Origin of the sequence: Frigoribacterium sp. 2-23, assembly GCF_049601585.1 — a bacterium.
Classification (GTDB): domain Bacteria; phylum Actinomycetota; class Actinomycetes; order Actinomycetales; family Microbacteriaceae; genus Frigoribacterium.
Genome location: NZ_CP187126.1, coordinates 2,277,068 through 2,297,951 on the forward strand (window position 1 = coordinate 2,277,068; position 20,884 = coordinate 2,297,951).

The 20,884-nt window shown below is 69.9% G+C and carries 18 protein-coding genes and 2 tRNA genes; 5 read left to right on the top strand and 15 right to left on the bottom strand.

The window, feature by feature from the left end:
* Nucleotides 1-35 precede the first annotated feature (35 nt).
* The 13 genes from dacB to ACPEEZ_RS10755 form a co-directional block, all read right to left on the bottom strand.
* Complete coding sequence (gene dacB / locus ACPEEZ_RS10695; RefSeq protein ID WP_423918589.1) at nucleotides 36-1,598, bottom strand: D-alanyl-D-alanine carboxypeptidase/D-alanyl-D-alanine endopeptidase; 1,563 nt, start codon at nucleotides 1,596-1,598, stop codon at nucleotides 36-38.
* 72 nt (nucleotides 1,599-1,670) lie between these two features.
* Nucleotides 1,671-2,660, bottom strand: coding sequence for a Gfo/Idh/MocA family protein (locus ACPEEZ_RS10700; RefSeq protein ID WP_423918592.1), 990 nt, complete (start codon nucleotides 2,658-2,660; stop codon nucleotides 1,671-1,673).
* A 9-nt stretch (nucleotides 2,661-2,669) separates the two neighbouring features.
* Nucleotides 2,670-3,356: a hypothetical protein gene (locus ACPEEZ_RS10705; protein ID WP_423918594.1), complete on the bottom strand. Its 687-nt coding sequence runs from the start codon at nucleotides 3,354-3,356 to the stop codon at nucleotides 2,670-2,672.
* Between the two features lie 195 nt (nucleotides 3,357-3,551).
* Nucleotides 3,552-3,627: transfer RNA gene (locus tag ACPEEZ_RS10710), tRNA-Thr, on the bottom strand.
* A gap of 60 nt (nucleotides 3,628-3,687) precedes the next feature.
* Nucleotides 3,688-4,347, bottom strand: coding sequence for a TetR/AcrR family transcriptional regulator (locus tag ACPEEZ_RS10715; RefSeq protein WP_423918596.1), 660 nt, complete (start codon nucleotides 4,345-4,347; stop codon nucleotides 3,688-3,690).
* Between the two features lie 14 nt (nucleotides 4,348-4,361).
* Nucleotides 4,362-5,507, bottom strand: a complete 1,146-nt coding sequence (locus ACPEEZ_RS10720) for a DNA polymerase III subunit delta' (protein ID WP_423918599.1) — start codon at nucleotides 5,505-5,507, stop codon at nucleotides 4,362-4,364.
* Between the two features lie 9 nt (nucleotides 5,508-5,516).
* Nucleotides 5,517-6,137, bottom strand: coding sequence for a dTMP kinase (tmk, locus tag ACPEEZ_RS10725; protein ID WP_423918602.1), 621 nt, complete (start codon nucleotides 6,135-6,137; stop codon nucleotides 5,517-5,519).
* Nucleotides 6,137-9,142 (bottom strand): type I DNA topoisomerase, encoded by a 3,006-nt coding sequence (gene topA, locus ACPEEZ_RS10730; RefSeq protein WP_423918605.1) that lies wholly within the window; start codon nucleotides 9,140-9,142, stop codon nucleotides 6,137-6,139. Before topA ends, tmk begins: the two co-directional genes overlap by 1 nt.
* Nucleotides 9,143-9,308: 166 nt before the next feature.
* Nucleotides 9,309-9,689 carry an Rv3654c family TadE-like protein gene (locus ACPEEZ_RS10735; RefSeq protein ID WP_423918608.1) on the bottom strand — a complete coding sequence of 127 codons (381 nt, stop codon included), beginning with the start codon at nucleotides 9,687-9,689 and terminating at the stop codon, nucleotides 9,309-9,311.
* 4 nt (nucleotides 9,690-9,693) lie between these two features.
* Complete coding sequence (locus tag ACPEEZ_RS10740; RefSeq protein WP_423918611.1) at nucleotides 9,694-10,083, bottom strand: pilus assembly protein; 390 nt, start codon at nucleotides 10,081-10,083, stop codon at nucleotides 9,694-9,696.
* 1 nt (nucleotide 10,084) lies between these two features.
* Entirely contained in the window at nucleotides 10,085-10,303 is a 219-nt protein-coding gene (locus ACPEEZ_RS10745) for a DUF4244 domain-containing protein (RefSeq protein WP_423924245.1), read from the bottom strand.
* 136 nt (nucleotides 10,304-10,439) lie between these two features.
* Nucleotides 10,440-11,468, bottom strand: coding sequence for a type II secretion system F family protein (locus tag ACPEEZ_RS10750; protein ID WP_423918614.1), 1,029 nt, complete (start codon nucleotides 11,466-11,468; stop codon nucleotides 10,440-10,442).
* A complete protein-coding gene (locus tag ACPEEZ_RS10755; RefSeq protein ID WP_423918616.1) occupies nucleotides 11,458-12,339 on the bottom strand; it encodes a TadA family conjugal transfer-associated ATPase in 882 nt (293 codons plus the stop codon). Before ACPEEZ_RS10755 ends, ACPEEZ_RS10750 begins: the two co-directional genes overlap by 11 nt.
* 635 nt (nucleotides 12,340-12,974) lie before the next feature.
* On the opposite strand from ACPEEZ_RS10755, the gene acs reads away from it, so the two are divergent.
* On the top strand, nucleotides 12,975-14,927 hold the full coding sequence (acs, locus tag ACPEEZ_RS10760; RefSeq protein WP_423918619.1) for an acetate--CoA ligase: 1,953 nt from the start codon (nucleotides 12,975-12,977) through the stop codon (nucleotides 14,925-14,927).
* Between the two features lie 59 nt (nucleotides 14,928-14,986).
* Here acs and ACPEEZ_RS10765 read toward each other — a convergent pair whose 3' ends face one another.
* Nucleotides 14,987-15,457: a RidA family protein gene (locus ACPEEZ_RS10765; RefSeq protein ID WP_423918621.1), complete on the bottom strand. Its 471-nt coding sequence runs from the start codon at nucleotides 15,455-15,457 to the stop codon at nucleotides 14,987-14,989.
* Nucleotides 15,457-15,615: a hypothetical protein gene (locus ACPEEZ_RS10770; protein ID WP_423918624.1), complete on the bottom strand. Its 159-nt coding sequence runs from the start codon at nucleotides 15,613-15,615 to the stop codon at nucleotides 15,457-15,459. Before ACPEEZ_RS10770 ends, ACPEEZ_RS10765 begins: the two co-directional genes overlap by 1 nt.
* A gap of 50 nt (nucleotides 15,616-15,665) precedes the next feature.
* On the opposite strand from ACPEEZ_RS10770, the gene ACPEEZ_RS10775 reads away from it, so the two are divergent.
* The 4 genes from ACPEEZ_RS10775 to ACPEEZ_RS10790 all read left to right on the top strand — a co-directional run bounded on the left by ACPEEZ_RS10775 (nucleotide 15,666) and on the right by ACPEEZ_RS10790 (nucleotide 20,842).
* The gene (locus tag ACPEEZ_RS10775) at nucleotides 15,666-18,224 is read left to right on the top strand and encodes a transglycosylase domain-containing protein (protein ID WP_423918627.1); all 2,559 of its coding nucleotides are present in this window, start codon (nucleotides 15,666-15,668) and stop codon (nucleotides 18,222-18,224) included.
* A 5-nt stretch (nucleotides 18,225-18,229) separates the two neighbouring features.
* Complete coding sequence (locus ACPEEZ_RS10780) at nucleotides 18,230-19,171, top strand: metallophosphoesterase (RefSeq protein WP_423924247.1); 942 nt, start codon at nucleotides 18,230-18,232, stop codon at nucleotides 19,169-19,171.
* A gap of 59 nt (nucleotides 19,172-19,230) precedes the next feature.
* Nucleotides 19,231-19,304: transfer RNA gene (locus ACPEEZ_RS10785), tRNA-Pro, on the top strand.
* A gap of 293 nt (nucleotides 19,305-19,597) precedes the next feature.
* A complete protein-coding gene (locus tag ACPEEZ_RS10790; protein WP_423918630.1) occupies nucleotides 19,598-20,842 on the top strand; it encodes an AI-2E family transporter in 1,245 nt (414 codons plus the stop codon).
* The last annotated feature ends 42 nt before the right edge of the window (nucleotides 20,843-20,884 follow it).

Consider the following 20,884-nt stretch of genomic DNA (forward strand, 5'->3'; position numbering starts at 1 on the left):
CTCCTGGGCGAGCGGCCGGGTCTCGGCCGCGGCGATCACGTGGTGGACAGGTTGTCGCCGCACGAGTACACCGAGGCGGTCAGCGTGTCGAGGGCGGCGCGGGCGGAGTCGCGGACGTTGCCGATCGCGTAGAACGCGAACGTGAGCTTGGTGCCGTCCGCCGCGTCGATCGAACCGGCCAGCGTGTACGCCGTGTCGATCCAGCCGGTCTTGGCGTGCACGGCACCGCGGGCCACGGCGTTGGAACCGGTGAAGCGCGACGCCAGCGTGCCGGTCTTGCCCGACACGGGCAGAGCCTGGTAGACGACGCCGAGACCGTGATCGCCGTTCGCGACCTGGATCATGAGACGGGCGACGAACGTCGACGGGACGGCGTTGTTCTCGCTCAGCCCCGAGCCGTCGACGATGACGATGTTCGACGCGTCGAGGCCGTAGGTCTTCTGCAGCACCGAGCGGTAGAGCGCGGTCAGCGACGCGGCCGAGCCGTCGGCCCCCGAGACACGGGACGACACCCGGGCCAGCATCTCTGCCAGCGTGTTGTCGGAGTTCGGGATCATCTGACCGATCAGCGTCGACACGGGCTGCGACGAGACCTTCGCGAGCACGGTCTGGCTCGACGACGTGCCCTGCGCGATGGCCGCCGACGACGCACCGGCGACGCCGGCCGCCACCAGCGCCTGACGGAACGCCTCACCGGCCCGGCCGATCGGATCGGTGCTGCGCGGGCTCGTGGTGGCGGCGGGCGTCGCTCGATCGCCGTCGACCTGGAGGGCGGTGACCTCGGAGTGGTAGCCGATGGTCTGCTCGGTACGCTTCCAGCTCGGGTCCCACTTGTCGGCCTGGTTCCAGTAGGTCGCGTCGAGCGTGATGCTGGAGACGGGCTGGTCGCCGAGCGACGACTTCACCTGCGCGGCGAGGTCGCTGAGCTTCGGCGCGTTCGTGTAGACACTGTTCGCCCCGGGCGGCGTGGCGCTGAGCGTGGCGTCGCCACCCCCGACGAGAGCGATCGCCCCGGAGCCGGGGTCGCCCGTCACGGTCGTGCTGAGACGGTAGTCGGCGCCGAGCACGGAGAGCGCGACGGCACTCGTCAGCGTCTTCAGGACGCTGCCGGTGCGGGCCGGGGTCGAACCGCTGCGGTCGAAGAGGACCTCGCCGGTCGTCGCGTTGATGACGCTGCCCTCGAACTGGCCGAGTCGGGAGTCGCTCGCGGCACCGGAGACGGAGCAGGTCCGGAGGCGCGTGGCAGCCGGGATCGCGGCCGGCGCGGGACGCTCGGGGTCGGCAGTCGGAGTCGGCGTCGGCGTCGGCGTGACCGTCACGACCTCGCCGGGGACGGTGGAGGCGGACGTGGCCGCCGTGGGGACGTTGTCGGCCGTCGCCGCACCCGCGGTGACCGCACCGGTGCCGAGCAGGACGAAGGCGAGAGCCGAGGCGGTGACGAGCACGGTCTTCGGGTGGGAGCGGTACCAGCGCGACAGCACGCCCGACCTCGCCGTCGTGCCCGACTCGCCCGCGTGCGGCGGCGTCTGTCCCGTCGGCTGCGGTGCCGGCTGCGGCGTCATCGCCCGGTCGTGTTCTGGCTCACCCTGGTCAGTCATCGCGGACCATCCTACGAAACGTGTGCCCCGGCGGGGAGGCCCCTCATCGGATCCGCAGGCGGCGCGGCTCTCTCAGCCGCCGATCTCGCCCGGGTACGTGACGCCGATGATGCGCCGGATCTCGTCCATCGTGCGCATCACGTCGAGGGTCATCCGGGGTGTCAACACCGGGCTCACGCGCTCGCCCGACTCCACGACGCGCTCGAGCTCCCGCGCCTGGTGGTGCATGCCGCGGAGACCCTTCTCGTCGGCCTCGAACCGATCGACGACCGTGTCGTCGAGGTCGTAGACGGTGAAGCCCCCGGGGCCGTACCAAGTGGGGTCGAGCTCGATCCGTCCGCCGGTCCCGAAGACCACGGCCGCGTTGGAGCCCGCCACGTCCAGGGCGGCGTAGAGGGACGCCATGGCGCCGGACTCGAAGCCGAGCAGGGCGCCGACGCGCTTGTCGACCCCCTGGTCGCTCAGCACCCCGAACGCGTCGATGGACGACGGCGCCGACAGGAGATCGTGAGCGAGGGAGACCGGGTAGACGCCCAGATCCAGCAGCGCTCCGCCCCCGAGGGCGGGATCGTTGATGCGGTGCCGAGGGTCGGTCGGCAGGTTCTGCAGGTGGTTGGCCTCCACGAGCCGGATCTCGCCGATGACACCCGACCGGATGACGGCGCGGAGACGCTCGCTCTGCGGCAGGAACCTCGTCCACATCGCCTCGAGCACCATCACGTCCGCGGCGGCCGCGGCGGCGAACACCTGCTCGGCCTCGACGGCGTTCAGAGTGAAGGGCTTCTCGATCAGCACGTGTTTGCCGGCCTCGATGGCGAGCAGCGCATTGTCGGCATGGAACACGTGCGGCGTCGCGACGTACACCGCGTCGACGTCGTCATCGTGGACCAGGGCCTCGTACGACCCGTGGGCGACCTGGACACCGAAGCGGTCGGCGAACTCCCGCGCCTTGTCGGCGTCCCGCGAACCGATCGCCGAGACGGGTATCCCCGCGTCGACCAGATCCGCCGTGAACGTCGCCGCGATGCCGCCGGCCCCGAGGATTCCCCATCTGATGCTCATGCGGCCTGTCTAGCAGAAGTACCAGCGAGCCGACGCCCGGACGAACGAGTCGCCGTCGTCGGGGACTCCCCCGCGTACGGCCGCGAACCCGATGCAGACACCGCTCACGTCACCGCGGAACGTCGGGCGGTAGAGCGAGGCCCGGTGCGCGTCGGACTCCCACCACTTGTCGGCGGACGTCGCACCCGTGTCGCCGGGTCCACCGGCCAGATTGCCGTCGCAGCCGACCGGCGGCACGCCGTCGCTGCGTTCGACCTGCCCCTTGTGGCCCCACGCGCTGAGCGGGTCGCCACTCGGGTCGTCCTTGATCCAGGTGAGGTACTGCTCCTGGCACGCGTCGAACCGGATGTTCGCCGTCGGGATGGGGTCCAGACAGTTCTCCGCGCGGATCTCGGCGTAGCGCTGCGCGAACGCCGCGAGATCCGAGTCGCGGGACGAGGAGGCGCTGGTCACCGCGGTCGCGACGGTCACCTCCGCCGCAGCGGACGTCTCGACCGCAGCGGACGTCTCGGGCCGCGGCGCACACGTGGGGGCCTCCTGGCCCGTCCATCCCGTCGCCATCTCGACGGTGCCGTCGAGACTCCGCGTGGCGAAGTCGGGAACCGGGACGCCCACGGCCGCGAGCCCCCAGGTCACGGCCAGGACGCCGCTCAGGGCGCTCGCGACGAAGGCGGGCCCGGCAATGGAGAATCGCACGATCGTCGCCTCCCTTCCCTGGCATGGCGCGTTCGTACGGTCGACGGTACTTCGCTAGAGCAGCTGCGCAACCGCGATGGGGTACAGGAAGGGACGATCGTGCACCACAACTGGGGGCGTGCGACCGATCGGACGCGAACGGGCCCGGGGGACGAAACGAGAAGAGGCCCGGTTCGTCACGAACCGGGCCTCTGGTGGAGCCGCTTTGGGGAATCGAACCCCAGACCTTCTCATTACGAGTGAGACGCTCTGCCGACTGAGCTAAAGCGGCGGATCTCGACTCTCGCCGAGCTCCGTGCCGTTGGGCACAGTCAGATACTGTACCGGATTCTCAGACCTCGCGTGACACGAGCCGGCGCAGATCGCCGATGCTCGCCTCCATGCGAGCGCGCAGCCCGAAGCGGAGGACGTCGGCGTGATGCTCGTCGTCGTCGTCGAGCCACTCGGCCCAGGCGTGACGGAGGGCGGCCATCACGACGAGCGCGACGAGGTGCGCCCGGCTCGCCACGGAACTCTCGTCGTCCCCGGAGTCGGCCACGGCGGGTGCCTCGGCCAGACGCCTCTCGACGATCTTCGACAGTCCCTCCTCGTACTCGCGCATGGACGCGACCCGTCGTGCGAACAGATCGGGGTGCGCCCGCAGCACGAGGCGACGGCGACGCACCAGCTCGCGGTCGACGATCACCGTCTGCACCGACTCGTCGAGCAGCTCGAGCAGGTCGTCGAGCAAGGGCCCCTGCCCGACGACGAACGCATCGGCCGCCTCCATCGGGAGGTCGGGGGCGTCGCCGACGATCGCGTCCTCCTTCGAGGCGAAGTAGTTGAAGAAGGTACGAGGCGACACGTCCGCACGACGGCTGATCATGTCGACGGTCACACCGTCGACACCGTGGTCGGCGACCAGCTCGAGTACGGCCACCTGGATGGCGCGCCTCGTCGCGAGTCGTTTGCGTTCGCGGAGCCCCGGGGCGGCACCGGTCGGATCGATCATCCGACCATCATCCCTCACCGGGTCGAATGTCGGCTGATGGCCACCAGCATCGCCTCGAGGGCGAGCGCCGGTGCCACGTTCGACTCGATCCGACGTCGGGCGAGGGAGATCGCGTCCATGACGGCGAGCGTCGTCGCAGGAGTCGAGGCCGACGCGGCCGCATCCAGATCCGGGCGGATGCTCTCGTTGATGGGCTCCTCGTCGACGCCGAGCTGCAGCAGGAGCACGTCGCGATAGAGCGAGAGCAGATCGACCATGATGCGATCGATCCCGTCTCGGAGGCTGCGGGTCGCCCGGCGCTTCTGGTCGTCCTCGAGTGCGCGCAGCTGACTTCGCAGCGCGGGCGGGACGGTGCCTCCCGGCGCCACCCCCAACGACCGGAGGGCGCTCTCGCGCTCCTGCGCGTCGCGCTCCTCGGTGATCGCCTTGGCGTCGTCACCGGCGACGGCGAGCAGCGTGCCGGCCGCGACGACCGCGTCCGAGACCGAACGGATGCCCAGCGCGGTCTGGAGCGTCTGTCGACGACGTGCCCGAGCCTCCGGGTTGGTGGCCAGGCGGAGAGCCATGCCGATGTGGCTCTGCGCCTCGCGGGCGGCGATCGTCGCGGTCGCGGCGTCGACGCCGTCGCGGCTCTCGAGCAGGGCCGCGACATCGGCCACGGCCGGCATCCGGAGGCGCACGCTGCGGACCCGGGACCGGATCGTCGGGATGAGATCGGCCTCGCTCGGGGCGCAGAGTATCCAGACCGTGCGAGGCGGGGGCTCCTCCAGCGCCTTGAGCAGGAGGTTGCTGGTGCGCTCGGTCATGCGGTCGGCGTCCTCGATCACGACGACGCGGTAGCGCCCGACCGAGGGTGAGAACTGCGACGCGCTGACGAGTGTCCGCACCTCGTCGATGGTGATGATCACCCGCTCGGTGCTGAGCACGGCGAGATCGGGATGCGTCCGCGCGGCGACCTGCCGCCGGGTCGTCTCGTCGTCCTCGTTGTCGCCCAGCAGGGCGGCCGCGAACGCGTAGGCGAGATTGGACCGACCCGAACCGGGTGGGCCCGTGATCAACCACGAATGCGTCATCGCCGAGTTGCCCGGGTCGGTCGACGCGGCCGCGCGCAGGGTCGCGATCGCATCCTGCTGACCCGTGAGGTTGTCCCACACGCTCATGCCGGTGCCTCAGCCTCGCAGCTCGGCGACGCGAGCCCGGATGGACGCCGCGATGGTGTCGACGGACTGCGACGCGTCGAGCACGAGGAATCTCGTCGGCTCGGCCGCTGCGAGATCGAGATACGCCTGCCTGACCCGGGAGTGGAAATCGTCCTTCTCGGCTTCGAGCCGGTCGTACTCGGTCCGCGCGACGTCGAGGCGGGAACGCCCCAGCCGCACGTCGAGGTCGAGCAGGATCGTGAGGTCGGGGAGGAGACCCTCGGCGGCCCACAGCGACAGCTCACGCACCTCGTCGGCGCCGAGCACCCGGCCGGCACCCTGGTAGGCGACGGACGAATCGATGTAACGGTCCTGCAGGACGATCTCGTCACGCTCCAACGCGGGGCGGACGAGGGTGGCGACGTGATGGGCCCGATCGGCGGCGTAGAGCAACGCCTCGGCTCGGGGCGCGATGTGTCCCTTGCGGTGCAGTACGATCTGCCGCAGCTCGAGCCCGAGGTCGGTGCCGCCCGGCTCTCGTGTCCGGACGACCGTCTCGCCGCGCTCGACGAGCCACGCCTCGAGGAGAGCGGCCTGTGTCGTCTTGCCCGACCCGTCGCCGCCCTCGAGAGTGACGAAGAGGCCGGCCACTACTGCTGCTTCGCCGTCGCTGCGGTCTTCGCCGCCGTCGACGCCGTGGTCTTCGTGGCGGCCGCCTTCGTCGTCGCGGCCTTCGTCGTCGCGGCCTTCGTCGTCGCGGCCTTCGTCGTCGCGGCCTTCGTCGTCGCCTTGGCGGTCGTCGACGTCCCCGTCTTGGCAGCAGCGGTCTTCGTCGCCGCGGGCTTCTTCGCGGCCGGCTTCTTCGCGGCCGGCTTCTTGGGAGCAGCCTTCGCCTTGGGCTTCGCCGGACCCTTCGCGCGCTTGTCGGCCAGCAGCTGGACGGCCCGGTCGAAGTCGACCTCCTCGACCGTCTCGCCCCGCGGGATCGTCGCATTGGTCTCGCCGTCGGTGACGTACGGACCGAAACGACCGTCCTTGACCTTGATCGGCTTGCCGCTGACCGGGTCGGCCTCGAACTCCTTGAGGGCACTGCTCGCACGGCGAGCGCCGTACTTCGGCTGCGCGTAGAGCTCGAGCGCGCCTGCGAGGTCGATGTCGAAGATGTCGTCCTCGGTGGTCAGCGAGCGCGTGTCCGTCCCCTTCTTGAGGTAGGGGCCGTAGCGACCGTTCTGCGCCATGATCTCGTCCCCGCTCTCGGGGTCGGCGCCGACGACGCGAGGCAGATCCAGCAGCTTCAACGCCGTGTCGAGGTCGACGGTGTCGACGCTCATGCTCTTGAAGAGGGACGCGGTGCGCTCCTTGGGCGCGGTCTTCTTGGCCGCGGCCTTCTTCGCCGCCGGCTTCTTGGCCGCAGGCTCGGCCACCGTGCCGCTCGCAACCGAGGAGGCGCTGGCCGGGTCGTCGAGGACCTCACCGGTGGCCGGGTCGACCGTCGGTTCGCCGTCCACGGCGTCACGTTCGGTGACGTACGGGCCGAAACGGCCGTCTTTGGCGATGACCTCCTTGCCCGAGTCGGGGTTGAGACCGAGAACACGGTCGCTCACGACGGGCGCGTCGATCAGCTCCCGGGCCTTGGCTGCGGTCAGTTCGTCGGGAGCGAGGTCCTCCGGCACGTTGACGCGCCGAGGGGTCTCGGGGTCGGGGCCGGGCGTCTCGATGTAGGGCCCGTAGCGACCGATACGCAGGGTCAGACCGTCGGCCAACTCGATGGAGTTGATGTCGCGGGCGTCGATCTCGCCGAGGTTGTCGATGACCTTGCGGAGTCCGCGGTGGTCGTCGTTGCCGAAGTAGAAGCCGTTGAGCCAGTCGACGCGGTCCGCCTCACCACCGGCGATGCGGTCGAGGTCGTCCTCCATGCCGGCCGTGAAGTCGTACTGCACCAGGTCGCCGAAGTACTCCTCGAGCAGGCGGACCACGGAGAAGGCGATCCAGTTCGGCACCAGGGCCGTGCCGCGGGGTGTCACGTAACCGCGATCGACGATCGTCGAGATGATCGCGGCGTAGGTCGACGGACGTCCGATACCCAGCTCTTCGAGTGTCTTGACGAGGCTCGCCTCGGTGTATCGCGGCGGCGCACTCGTGTCGTGCCCCTTCGCCTCGACCTCGTCGAGACCCAGGGCCTGCCCCGCCGTGAGCGGCGGCAGCTTCGCGTCGCTGGGCTCGGCGGTACCGTGACGGTCCTCGTCGCGTCCCTCTTCATAGGCGTTCAGGAACCCACGGAAGGTGATGACCGTACCCGTGGCGACGAACTCGGCCAGGGTGCCAGCCGCCGAACGGGGCGCGATGCCCTCGATGCCCTCCGGCGTGGTGGCCGCGACGACGACGGACGCCGTCGATCCCTTGGCGTCGGCCATCTGCGACGCGACGGTGCGCTTCCAGATCAGGTCGTAGAGCTTCCAGTCGTTGCCCCGCAGGGTGCTGCTCAGCTCGGACGGCGTACGGAACGTGTCGCCCGACGGACGGATCGCCTCGTGCGCCTCTTGTGCGTTCTTGCTCTTGCCCGAGTACACGCGGGGCTTCTCGGGGACGGTGTCGGCGCCGTACAGCTTCTTCGCCTGGCTCCGGGCGGCGTCGATCGCCTGCTGCGACAGCGACGGCGAGTCGGTTCGCATATAGGTGATGTAGCCGTTCTCGTAGAGCGACTGCGCGACGCTCATCGTCTGCCGGGCCGAGAAGCGCAGCTTGCGTGCGGCCTCCTGCTGCAGGGTCGACGTGGTGAACGGTGCGGCCGGGCGGCGCGTGTAGGGCTTCGAATCGACCGAGCCCACGACGATCTCGACCCCGGCGGCCTCGAGGGCCGACGACAGCGCCGTGGCGGCCGCTTCGTCGAGTGCGACGGCCTCGCCCTTCAGCTGACCGCGGTCGTCGAAGTCACGCCCCGACGCCACCCGAGCGCCGTTGACGCGGACCAGACGCGACGAGAACGGCAGCGCCGCCGCCTCACCGGTCGCGGCCGACGGCTCGAAGGTCGCCGACAGGTCCCAGTACGTGGCCGAGACGAACGCGAGGCGCTCGCGCTCACGATCGACGACGAGGCGCGTCGCTGCCGACTGGACGCGGCCGGCCGACAGACCGGGGCCCACCTTGCGCCAGAGGACGGGAGACACCTCGTAGCCGTAGAGACGGTCGAGGATGCGTCGTGTCTCCTGTGCGTCGACGAGAGCGGTGTCGAGCTCTCGCGTGTTCTCCTGGGCCTTCTGGATCGCGTCCTTGGTGATCTCGTGGAAGACCATCCGCTTGACCGGGACCTTCGGCTTCAGCTCCTGCAGCAGGTGCCACGCGATGGCCTCGCCCTCGCGGTCTTCATCTGTCGCGAGGTAGAGCTCGTCGGCGCCCTTGAGCGCACGCTTGAGGTCGGCGACCGTCTTCTTCTTCGCGTCGGACACGACGTAGTACGGCTCGAAGCCGTTGTCGACGTCGACCGAGAACTTGCCGAGCGAGCCCTTCTTCAGCTCGGGCGGGAGGTTCTTGGGCTCGACGAGGTCGCGGATGTGACCGACCGAGGCGAGGACCTCGTAATCGCTGCCCAGATACTGGCCGATCGTCTTGGCCTTCGCGGGCGACTCGACGATGACCAGTTTCTTCGTGCCTGGCACGGGACTCCTTGGGTGGTGGTACGGCGGGGCCCGGTCGAGCGGACCGGGCGGATGGTGGCGAAGTCGGCGCCTTCGCCGGGCCGGCGGGCCGATGGCCTGCCGGGATCGAACGGCGGTGTGATGCTGCCGACAGGCACACCATACACACACCCACCCCACGAGCCGATCACAGCCCGCCTCGAGAAGGAGGCGCGGGTTCGGGTGGCGGACCGGCCGTGGCGGAGGCCGAGACGGGCACGGCCCCGACCCGGGAGACGACTCGCACCGTGACCGTCATGCCCTCGATCGAGCAGCCCATGACGACGACTTCGTTGGCGGCCGCGACGGTGGTCGCGGTCTCGCACGGCCCCCCGACGGTCAGCCCGGCGACGGCGTCGGCAGCGGCCAGGGCAGCGGCGTCGGCAGCACCCGAGACCCGGCTTCGCTCGGCCAGGATGCGGGTCGCCCCGACGGTGGCCACACCGATGGCGACGATCAGGACGAGCACGCCGACGACGGCGATCGAGGCACTCCCCCGGTCGTCGCCGACGTGCCTCGCGGCGACCATCGGGTCAGCCGCCCGCTCGGGGCGCGCAGCTCCGCGAGGACAGGTCGACCGCCTCCCGAAGAGGCCCGAGGGCCACGCGGCGACGCACGTCGACGCAGACCAGATCCGCGGCGTCGTGTCGGGAGGCCGTCGCCCCCGGGGCGAGCGCGGCAAGCGTGGACTCGAGCGACGAGGCGTCTCCTCGCGCGGCCTGCCGCGCGAGGACGGCCGCCGCATCCGCCACGGCCACCGCCTTGACCGACACTCCGACCGCGGCCAGCAGGATCGCCGCCACCAGCAGGAGCCCCGGGAGGACGACGGCGAACTCGACCGTGACGGAGCCCCGATCGCCCGGGAGGAGAGGGACTCCCCGCCGACCGGCACCGGGGCGCTCCCCGCGCGGCACGCCGGTCACGTCAGCCCACCGACAACGCGGATCGGACCAGTTGCGACAGGATGCCCTTGACCTCGTCCGAGCGCATGATGACGACGAGCAGACCGGCGAATCCCACCGCCGCCATGATGACGATGGCGTATTCGGCGGTCGCGGCGCCCCGGTCGTCGGCCAGCCGGCGGCAGACTCGACGCCACTGGTCTCGCAGGCCGATGCGGCGACGGGTCGTGGTCGTGGTCATGAGGGTCATGGGGTTCCTTACTCTTTGCGCTGTCAGACGGATGGTGCTGTCGAGCGGCCGCCGGCGGCGACCTCGTCGAGTGTCTCGACGATGGGCGGTCCCCTGCACGGCGAGACGGCTGCGATGGGGATCGTCGTCACAGGGCGATGCCTGTGGACGACAGGAGCGAGACCACGAGCGGCACCACGCCCACCACGAGGAAGGCCGGCAGCACGCAGACGCCCAACGGCACCATGAGGGTCGACCCGAGCCGAGCGGCGGCCGACCGACCCGCTGCCCGGGCGTCCCGTCGAGCGCCGTCCGCGCTCGATCGGAGCAGCAGCCCGGCCGGGGCCCCCGCCCGCCTCGAGAGGTCGAGCACCACGAGACAGGTCTGCCGTTCGGGCTCGGAGGTCGTGCCGCCACCGATGCAGTCGTCGATGGCTGCGTCGACCACCTCGAGCGCCCCGCGCCAGGACCCGCCGCCGGCGAGCGCCACGGCCATGAGCTCGAGACGGAGCCCGGGGATGCCGTCGGGCGGCGTCGCTCGTGTCACGAGCGCCCTGTTCCAGACCCGGGCCGCGGCGACGAGACCGGTCGCGACGACCAGGCAGCCCCACCCCACGGGTGTCCCGACGAGGACGCGTCCGACGTCGAATCCCATGGCCACGGAGAAGAGGAGCCCGCCCGGAGGCAGTGCGAGCACGATGCGGGAGGTGGCCCGAGGGCCGCTGAGCGCGACCTCGATGTCTCGCCGCGCCTCCTCGTCCGCACGCAGGGCGTCGACGAACGACCGGAGGCAGCCGGCGAGCGGTGCGCCGCTGTGCTCGGCGACGCGCCACGCGGCGGCCAGCTGACGCCACGACGCCGCCGTGGAGGAGGCGAACGCGTCGAGGACGGCATCCGACACGGGTTCGCCCCGAGCCGCGGCTGCCGCCACGAATCCGCAGGAGGCACGGGTCGCCTCACCGGGGACGGACTCCCCCACGAGACGCCAGGCCGTTCCCGGCGCCACCCCCGCGCCCACGAGGACGGCGATGCGCTCCACGATCGTCGCGACGGCCCCGGGGCCCACGGTGGCGCCCGCCGGCCCGGCCCGGCCCATCGACGTGCGCACGGACGACGCGATCAGCTCGATGATCGCGGCAGCGCGCGGGCCGGCGCGCGTGACCCCGTCAGGCGGCATGGGCCACCCGGGCGACGAGCCGCCCGTCGGTGTCGAGGGCGAGCGTCCCGACCTGTGCCAGCCGGCGGCGGCCCTCTCGACGATCGACGTGCAGGACGGCGTCGATCGCGCTGACCGCCTGTCGGGCGAGCGCGGTCGGGCTCAGATCGGCCAGGGCGCCGAGGGCTTCCAACCGCGCGGGGACCTCGACCAGACCGTTGGCGTGGAGCGTGCCGGCCCCGCCGTCGTGCCCGGTGTTCAGGGCGCTCAGCAGATCTCGGATCTCGACGCCGCGGCACTCGCCGACGACGAGACGATCGGGCCGCATGCGGAGAGCCTCGCGGAGCAGGCGGGGCAGATCGATCGCACCGACGCCCTCGAGGTTCGCCTGCCTCGTCTCGAGCGACACGACATGAGGGTGGACCGGACGCAGTTCGGCGACGTCTTCGACCAGGACGATCCGATCGTGCGGGTCGGCCTCCGAGAGCAACGCGCCGAGCAACGTGGTCTTGCCCGAGCCACCCGCCCCCGAGATGAGGAGGTTGCGTCGCTCGGCGACGAGTCGTCGGAGACCGACGTCACCGATGTCGTCGAGGAGGCCCCCGTCCTCGAGGTCCGCCAGCGACAGGGGCACGGCCCGGGGCAGACGGATCGAGAGGAGCGTCCCCTGCGTCGAGACGGGAGGGAGCACGACGTGCACCCGGATGCCGCCCGTCAGACGCACGTCCACACACGGTGTCGACTCGTCGACGTGCCTGCCTCCGACGGACACCAGGCGCACGGCGAGTGCGCGTGTCGACTCCTCGGACAGATGGATCGACGGCACGGGCACGAGTCCCTCGCCGCGGTCGACCCAGGTGCCGCCTCCCCCGTTCACGAACACATCCGTCACCCCGTCGTCGTGGACGAGAGGTGCCAGGGGTCCGAAGACGCGTCGCCGTTCGTTCTGTACCCCGTTTTGGACACTTGTACCCCGATACGAGGAGGCATCCCTCGCCGCATCGGGAACGAAGCGCGTGCCGTGCCTACGCGCATCGGCGTGCGGGTGAACCACGGGTGAGTCGGATGACGTCGGCATGCGCAGGACGCTAACCCGTCGGAACACGCCGAAGACAGCTCGTTCCGCCCCGACGGGGATAACTCCGCCCGTGACGAGGATGTGACGGGGTGATCCGATTCGCGCGTCTCGGACCGGCCCGGGTGAGGAGAGCACCGGCGCGGGTTAAAAGAGAGGGGCGGCACCAGTTGGGGGGAACGGGTGCCGCCACGACGGCGCATGATTGGGGGGAATCGAACGCGCCGTCCGTCGGAACTGAATCCGACAGTGGCGAGTGTACCCCACCCGGGCTGTGTCGCAACCTCTCTCGCCCCCACCGGATCAGGCGCCCCGAGTCGAGGCGGGCGCCGGCCGTCTTCGACACGGTCGCGCGGCCGTCGACGGACCGTGCCGGTGAGGTCTCGCGCCCGGAGTAGTGTCGTCGTCGCGGCTCTGGCCCGCGCTCCCCGCAATGACGCGAAAGGATCGACATGCCCGACAACATCGACAACCTGCTCACCGAGGGGCGGCGGTTCGCGCCGTCGCCGGAATTCGTCGATCAGGCCGTCGCGGGTACCGAGCTGGCCGAGCAGGCCGCCGCCGATCGACTGGCCTTCTGGGCCGAGCAGGCCCGCCGACACGTCACCTGGGCGACCGAACCCACCGAGACGCTCGACTGGAGCAACCCGCCCTTCGCGAAATGGTTCGCCGACGGCCGACTCAACGTCGCCTACAACTGCCTCGACCGTCACGTCGAGGCCGGCAACGGCGACCGCGTCGCCCTGCACTTCGAAGGCGAGCCCGGCGATACGCGCACCGTGACCTACGCCGAGCTCACCGCGGACGTCAAGCGCGCCGCGAACGCCCTCCTCGACCTCGGCGTCGGCCCGGGTGACCGGGTCGTCATCTACCTCCCCCAGATCTGCGAGGCGGTGACCGCGATGCTGGCCGTCGCGCGAATCGGCGCGGTGCACTCCGTCGTCTTCGGCGGCTTCAGCGCCGAGAGCCTCCGCTCCCGCATCGACGATGCCCGGGCCACACTCGTCATCACCGCCGACGGCGGCTGGCGCAAGGGCCAGGTCTCGCCGCTCAAACCGGCCGTCGACGCGGCCTTGGCCGTCGACGGCGAGTCGACCGTGCGCCACGTGCTCGTCGTCCGACGGGGCGAGAACGAGATCGACTGGACCGAGGGCCGCGACATCTGGTGGCACGACGCCGTCGCTGCGGCCGCCGCCGAGCACGTCGCCGAGCCGTTCGAGGCCGAGCACCCGCTGTTCATCCTCTACACGAGCGGGACGACGGGGAAGCCGAAGGGCATCCTGCACACCTCCGGCGGCTACCTGACCCAGGTCGCGTACACGCATCGCAACGTCTTCGACCTCCACCCCGAGACCGACGTCTTCTGGTGCACCGCGGACGTCGGCTGGATCACCGGCCACAGCTACGTCGTCTACGGTCCCCTGGCCAACGGCGCGACGCAGGTGCTGTACGAGGGCACCCCCGACTCCCCCGAGCCCGGTCGGTGGTGGAGCCTGATCGAGAAGTACGGGGTGACGCTGTTCTACACGGCCCCGACGGCCATCCGCGGCTTCATGAAAGCCGGCCGCGAGATTCCGCAGGCGCATGATCTGACGTCCTTGCGCCTCCTCGGGTCGGTGGGCGAGCCGATCAACCCGGAGGCCTGGATGTGGTACCGCGAGGTGATCGGCGGCGACGTCGCACCCATCGTCGACACCTGGTGGCAGACGGAGACGGGCGCGATCATGATCTCGCCGCTGCCCGGCGTCACCGAGACGAAGCCGGGTTCGGCGCAGACTCCGCTACCCGGGATCTCGGTCGACGTCGTCGACGACCACGGCGATCCGGTCTCGAACGGCGAGGGCGGCCTGCTCGTCGTCCCGGAGCCGTGGCCGTCGATGCTGCGGGGCATCTGGGGCGACCCCGATCGCTACGTCGAGACGTACTGGAGCCGATTCGGCGACCGCTACTTCGCCGGTGACGGCGCCCGACGGGACGCCGACGGCGACATCTGGCTGCTCGGCCGCGTCGACGACGTCATGAACGTCTCCGGCCACCGCCTGTCGACGGCCGAGATCGAGTCCGCGCTCGTGTCGCACCCCATCGTCGCGGAGTCCGCCGTCGTCGGCGCCAGCGACGAGACGACCGGTCAGGCCGTCGTCGCCTTCGTGATCCTCCGCAACAAGAAGAAGAAGAGCCTCAGCCCCGAGGAGGCGGTGGCCCAGCTGCGCACGCACGTCGCCCAGCAGATCGGAGCCATCGCGCGACCGCGCACCGTGTTCTTGGTGGACGAGCTGCCGAAGACCCGGTCGGGCAAGATCATGCGACGACTGCTGCGCGACGTCGCCGAGGGCCGTGAGGTCGGGGACACCACGACCCTCGCCGACACGTCCGTGATGACGGTCATCTCGGAGGGCATGCGCTGAGGTCGCCCGTCCCGAGCGGGCGGCACCCGCTCGGGACGGGCAGGTGCGACCCGCTCGGGTCAGGCCACCTCGAGGACGAGCTCGACCTCGACGGGCGAGTCGAGCGGCAGCACCGCGACGCCGACGGCGCTGCGGGCGTGCCGACCGGCCTCGCCGAAGATCTCTCCGAGCAGCTCGGATGCGCCGTTGAGGACACCGGGCTGACCGGTGAAGTCCGGATGTGACGCGACGAAGCCCGTCACCTTGACGACGCGGACGACGTCGTCGAGCGAGCCGAGCACGGAGCGCGCCGCGGCCAGGGCGTTCAGCACGCAGGTCGCGGCCATGGCTTGCGCCGCCGCCGGCTCGATCAGGTCGTGGTGCTCACCCACCTTGCCCGTGGCCGGCAGCTGACCGTCGACGAACGGGAGCTGCCCCGCCGTGTAGACGTAGGACCCGGTGCGGATGGCGGGCACGTACGAGCCGGCCGGCGTGGGCGCCGTCGGAAGGATGAGTCCGAGCTCGCCGAGACGCGACTCGATGTCGGCCATCAGGCGTCGTTCTTGGGTCGCTTGAACCACGCCACGGGACCCCCCTCGGGGCCCTGGGTCACCTGCACGAGCTCCCATCCGTCAGAGCCCCAGTTGTTCAGGATCGCGGTGCTGTTGTGCACCATGAGCGGCGTGGTCATGTACTCCCAAAGGACCATTTCGGGTTCCGTTCAGCTTGAAAATCGGCGGTGTCGCTTACCCTGATCTTATGTCTGCCCAAAAATCGAAGCCCACGTCCGTCATCGGCGCGCTCTTCGGATTCATCGGCTTCAGCGTGCTCGCTGGGCTTCTCGTCACGATCGGCGTCACCCCCGCCATCGCGGTCGCCGGTATGACGGCCTCGAGCTCGATCGGCGTCTTCGAGAGCATCCCCGAGTACATCGAGCTCGGCAAGCTGCAGCAGCGCAACACGCTGTACGCGACGTCGAACGGGCAGCAGGTCCCCTTCGCCACCCTCTACAGCGAGAACCGCGTGGAGGTCGGCTGGGACGAGGTGTCGAAGACCCTGAAGGAGGCGGTGGTCGCCGGTGAGGACCGCCGCTTCTACGAGCACGGCGGCGTCGACGTCACGTCGCTCGTCCGCGCGGGCGTGGGCACGGTCGACTCCGGGCAGCTCGGCGCGAGCGGTGGTGGCTCGACGCTGACCATGCAGCTCGTCCGCAACATCCTCATCGCGCAGTCGCAGCAGCTCGACACGAAGGAGGAGCGCGACGCCGCCTACAAGGAGGCGACCGACACCTCCATCGAGCGCAAGCTGCAGGAGATGAAGTTCGCCATCGGCCTCGAGAAGAAGTACTCGAAGGACGAGATCCTGCTCGCGTACCTGAACATCGCCTACTTCGGTGATCAGACCTACGGCATCCAGGCGGCCGCCCAGCACTACTACAACAAGGGCGCGAACGACCTGTCGGCCGCCGAGGCCGCGAGCCTCATCGCGATCGTGCAGTACCCCGACACCCGCAACCTCTCGAAGGCGGACAACTACCCGGCCAACAAGGCCCGTCGCGACGTCATCCTGAAGTCGATGTACAACGAGAAGTACATCGACAAGGAGACCTACGACGCCTCGGTCGCGGCCGACGTGGCGAGCTACGTCGTCCTGACCCCCGCGACCCAGGGTTGCGCGGCCGTCACGGCACCGGGTGCTCAGTTCTTCTGCGACTACGTGAAGAACAGCATCGGCGACCTGACCTCGTTGGGTGCCACTCCCGACGAGCGAAAGAAGAACTGGGCGACCGGCGGCTACGAGGTCTTCACGACGCTGAACCTCGATCTGACCGCGAACGCGAAGGCCCAGATCGACAAGTACGCGCCGAACACCGAGTCGCGATTCGATCTCGGCAGCGCCGTGAACTCGGTCGAGGCCGGCACCGGACGCGTCATCGTCATGGCCCAGAACAAGGACTTCACCGAAGACCCGGCCAACACCGACCCGACCAAGCAGGGCGTGAACTTCAGCACCGACCAGAACTACGGTTCGTCGACCGGGTTCCAGAGCGGTTCGACCTACAAGCCGTTCACGCTGATCGACTGGCTCGAGAAGGGCCACGGCATCAACGAGCAGATCGATGCGACCAAGCGCGGGTTCTCCACGTTCAAGTCGTGCGGCGGCACCGAGCGGTACAACCCGCCCTACACTCCCGGCAACGACGAGGGCAACGTCGGCGGCATGATGTCCGCTTACAACGCCACGAAGAACTCCGTCAACGTCGCGTACATCTCGATGGCCCAGAAGCTCGACCTCTGCGACATCCGCGACGTGGCGCAGCGACTCGGCGTCCACCGCGCCGACGGTGGCGAGCTCAAGTACGGAGCCGCCTCGGTGCTCGGCACGAACGAGGTCGCCCCGCTGACGATGGCTGCCGCCTATGCCGGCATCGCCGCGAACGGCAAGTTCTGCTCGCCCATCATCGTCGACGACATCAAGGACGCGAACGGCACCAGCATCGGCGGCCAGCCGCAGAACTGCTCGCAGGCCATCTCGCCCGACATCGCCGCCGCCGCGCAGTACGCCATGCAGAGCCCCTTCCAGGGCGGAACGATCACCGGCGGTCTGCCCGACTCGTACCCCGAGATCGGTAAGACCGGTACGACAGACGGCGCGAAGCAGATCTGGCTGATCGGTTCGACCACGAAGCTCGCCACCGCCCTCTGGATCGGCAACATCCAGGGCAGCGCCAGCCTCCGTAAATTCAGCGCCCCCGGCACGAACAGCACCTACGCCAACAACCGACCGACGTACTGGCGTGCCATCCAGAAGGTCAACAACACCGTCTACCCCGGTGACGCATTCTCGAAGCCGGAGGACAGCCTCATCCGTGGCTCGGGCGTCAGTGTGCCCGATCTCGCCGGCAGCACGCCGTCGGCGGCACAGACCATCCTGAGCGGTCTGCAGCTCAAGTACGCGGACGGCGGCACCCGGCCGTCGGCCCTGCCCGCGGGTCAGGTCTCCGAAACCGACCCCGGTGTCGGCTCGGTGGTGTCGAAGGGCGACACGGTGACCGTCTACACGAGCGACGGCTCGCTCGCCGCCACGGTGCCGGACGTCACGAAGAAGTCGTTCAAGGACGCCCGCAACCAGATAGCAGGGGCCGGGTTCGACCCGTCCAAGGTGTCGATCGCAGGCTTCCAACCCGGCGACGGCAAGAATCAGTGTCAGGTGATCAGCAGCAATCCGGGTGCCAACAGCTCGGTCGCGAAGGACAGCGGCATCGGTCTGACGATCTACGGCGACAAGGCCGGCGCCGACCCCGGCAACTGCGCGTGACCCGGATCTCAGCCGGGAAGGCGACGGCCGCCGCCACACTCGTGACGGCGGCCGTCGGCCTGGGCACGCTCGCGTACGGATCGTTGGTCGAACGGTCCCGCTTCACGGTGCGACACGAGGTTCTGCCGATCCTGGAACCCGGCTCCCGCAGCCTGACGATCCTGCATCTGTCGGACCTCCACCTGGCACCGTGGCAACAGGACAAGATCGACTGGGTGCGCGGTCTCGCCGTGCTCGAGCCCGATCTCGTCGTCAACACCGGCGACAACATGGGGCATCGGGACGCCCACGGCGCCCTCGAGCACATGCTCGAGGCGTTCCGCGGCGTGCCCGGCGTCTTCGTCAACGGCTCGAACGACTACTACGGACCGCAGCCCAAGAACCCGATGCGCTACTTCGGCGGTCCGAGCAAGGGACACCAGAAGCCGACCCACCTCGACGTCGATCGTATGGAGGCGTTCTTCGCCGACCTCGGTTGGCTCGACCTCAACAACACGGCCCGTGCGATGGAGATCCGCGGTTCGCGCCTCGAGTTCTTCGGCGTCAACGACGCCCACCGCAACTGGGACCGGCTCGACCGCATCCCCGGAGCACTCGACGACCTGCGAGAGAACGTCGGCTGGCAGGACGAGCCCCATGGCCCCGACCCCATCGGTATCGGCGTCACCCACGCGCCCTACCAGCGCGTGCTCAACTCCTTCGTCAACAACGGGGCCGACGTCATCTTCGCCGGACACACCCACGGCGGGCAGATCCAGATCCCCGGATACGGCGCCCTGGTCACGAACTGCGACATCCCCCGCGGCAAGGTCAGCGGACTCTCGACCTGGCACCACGCCCGCAAGAGTTCGTACCTCGAAGTGTCCGCCGGCCTCGGCACGTCGATCTACGCCCCCATCCGCTTCGACTGCCGCCCCGAGGCGGTCATCGTGACACTCACCGCCTGAAACTTCCGCTAGTATTATCGGGTTGCTTCGTTCGCCTCGCGAGAGACGAGTGAAGACATCGGGGTGTGGCGCAGCTTGGTAGCGCGCCTCGTTCGGGACGAGGAGGTCGTGGGTTCGAATCCCGCTACCCCGACGATCAGAATGGCCAGACTTTTGGGTCTGGCCATTCTTCTCTCTGTGCTTGTTTGGTGGGGCGGTCCCCGCCCGCCCCACGATGAAAATGGCTAGGCCTCAGGGCCTGGCCATTTGTGTCACTGTGCTTGTTTGGTGGGGCGGTCCCCGCCCGCCCCACGGGCAAAATGGCTAGGCCCTTCGGGTCTGGCCATTTGTGTCTTCGTACCGGGTTGACCAGGGCGGCGCCTGTGTTCAGAGGGGAATCGGGCGACTCACAGCCCACTGATAGCGGCGGGACTGGATACTCACGGCATGAAGCTTCCGTGGCGCCACGACCGCAGTCCGAGCAGCGAGCCGGGTGTCTCGGAGGCGCAGGCCGTCGACGGCGACCTCATCGCACCTCCTCGTCCCCTGTCCCTCGGGGGTGAGACGCGCGCTCCGGCCGGGGCTGCGCCCTCCCCGCTGCCCGCGGGGATGGTCATCGCCGGAGCCTGGGGCTGGCGCCTCCTCGTCGTCGCCGGCTGCCTGGCCCTCGCGGGCTGGCTGATCGCGACGCTGTCCGAGATCGTGGTACCCCTGCTGATCGCGATCCTGATCTGCGCCCTGCTGCAACCCGTCGTGCGGGCCTTGAGCCGCCGGCGCGTGCCGCACTGGCTGTCGATCGTGATCGCGCTCCTGGCACTCGTCGTGGTGGTCGGCGGCCTGCTCGTGCTCGTCGTCGTCCAGATCCGCGCCGGTGCCTCCGACCTGACGACGAAGAGCCTCGCGTCGTACGACGCGCTGAGGCAGTTCCTCCGCACCTCGCCGCTGCAGCTGACGGACGCCGAGTTCAACCAGTACGTCGGTCAGATCGGCTCGGCCGTCAAGAACGCCAGCCAAGAGATCATCAGCGGTGTGGCCGCCATCGGCACCGTGGCGGGGCACCTGCTCACCGGGGGCCTGCTGACGCTCTTCGCCACGATCTTCCTGTTGATCGACGGGCGCGGGGTCTGGCACTGGGTCGTCAAGCTGTTCCCCCGGGCCGCCCGACCGGCCATCGACGGGGCCGGGCTCGCCGGCTGGGGCACCCTCACGTCGTTCGTCCGGGTGCAGGTCGTGGTCGCCGCCGCGAACGCCGTGGGCATCGGCTTGTTCGCGTTCTTCCTCGGTCTGCCGCTGGCGATCCCGATCGCGATCCTCGTCTTCCTCGCATCGTTCATCCCCGTGCTGGGTGCCATCGTGACGGGCGCCCTGGCCGTCCTCCTGGCGCTGGCCGTCGCCGGCCCCGTGCAGGCGCTCATCATGCTCGGAGGCGTGCTGCTCGTGCACCTGCTCGAGGCGCACGTCCTGCAGCCGCTCGTCATGGGTGGCGCGGTCCGCGTGCACCCCCTGGCCGTCGTGTTCTCGGTCGCCACGGGATCGCTGATCGCCGGAATCCCCGGGGCGCTCTTCGCCGTCCCGACCGCCGCCACCGTGAACGTCATGGTGAAGTACGTCGCGTCCGGTCGCTGGCGTGCCCGCCCCGAGGGACCCGCCAGCGCGATCGAGGCGTCGGCGAGCCCGCTCCAGGCCCCCTGACCGCTTGTGCGGCACGGGAGACCCCAGGAGGCGCGGGTGGCG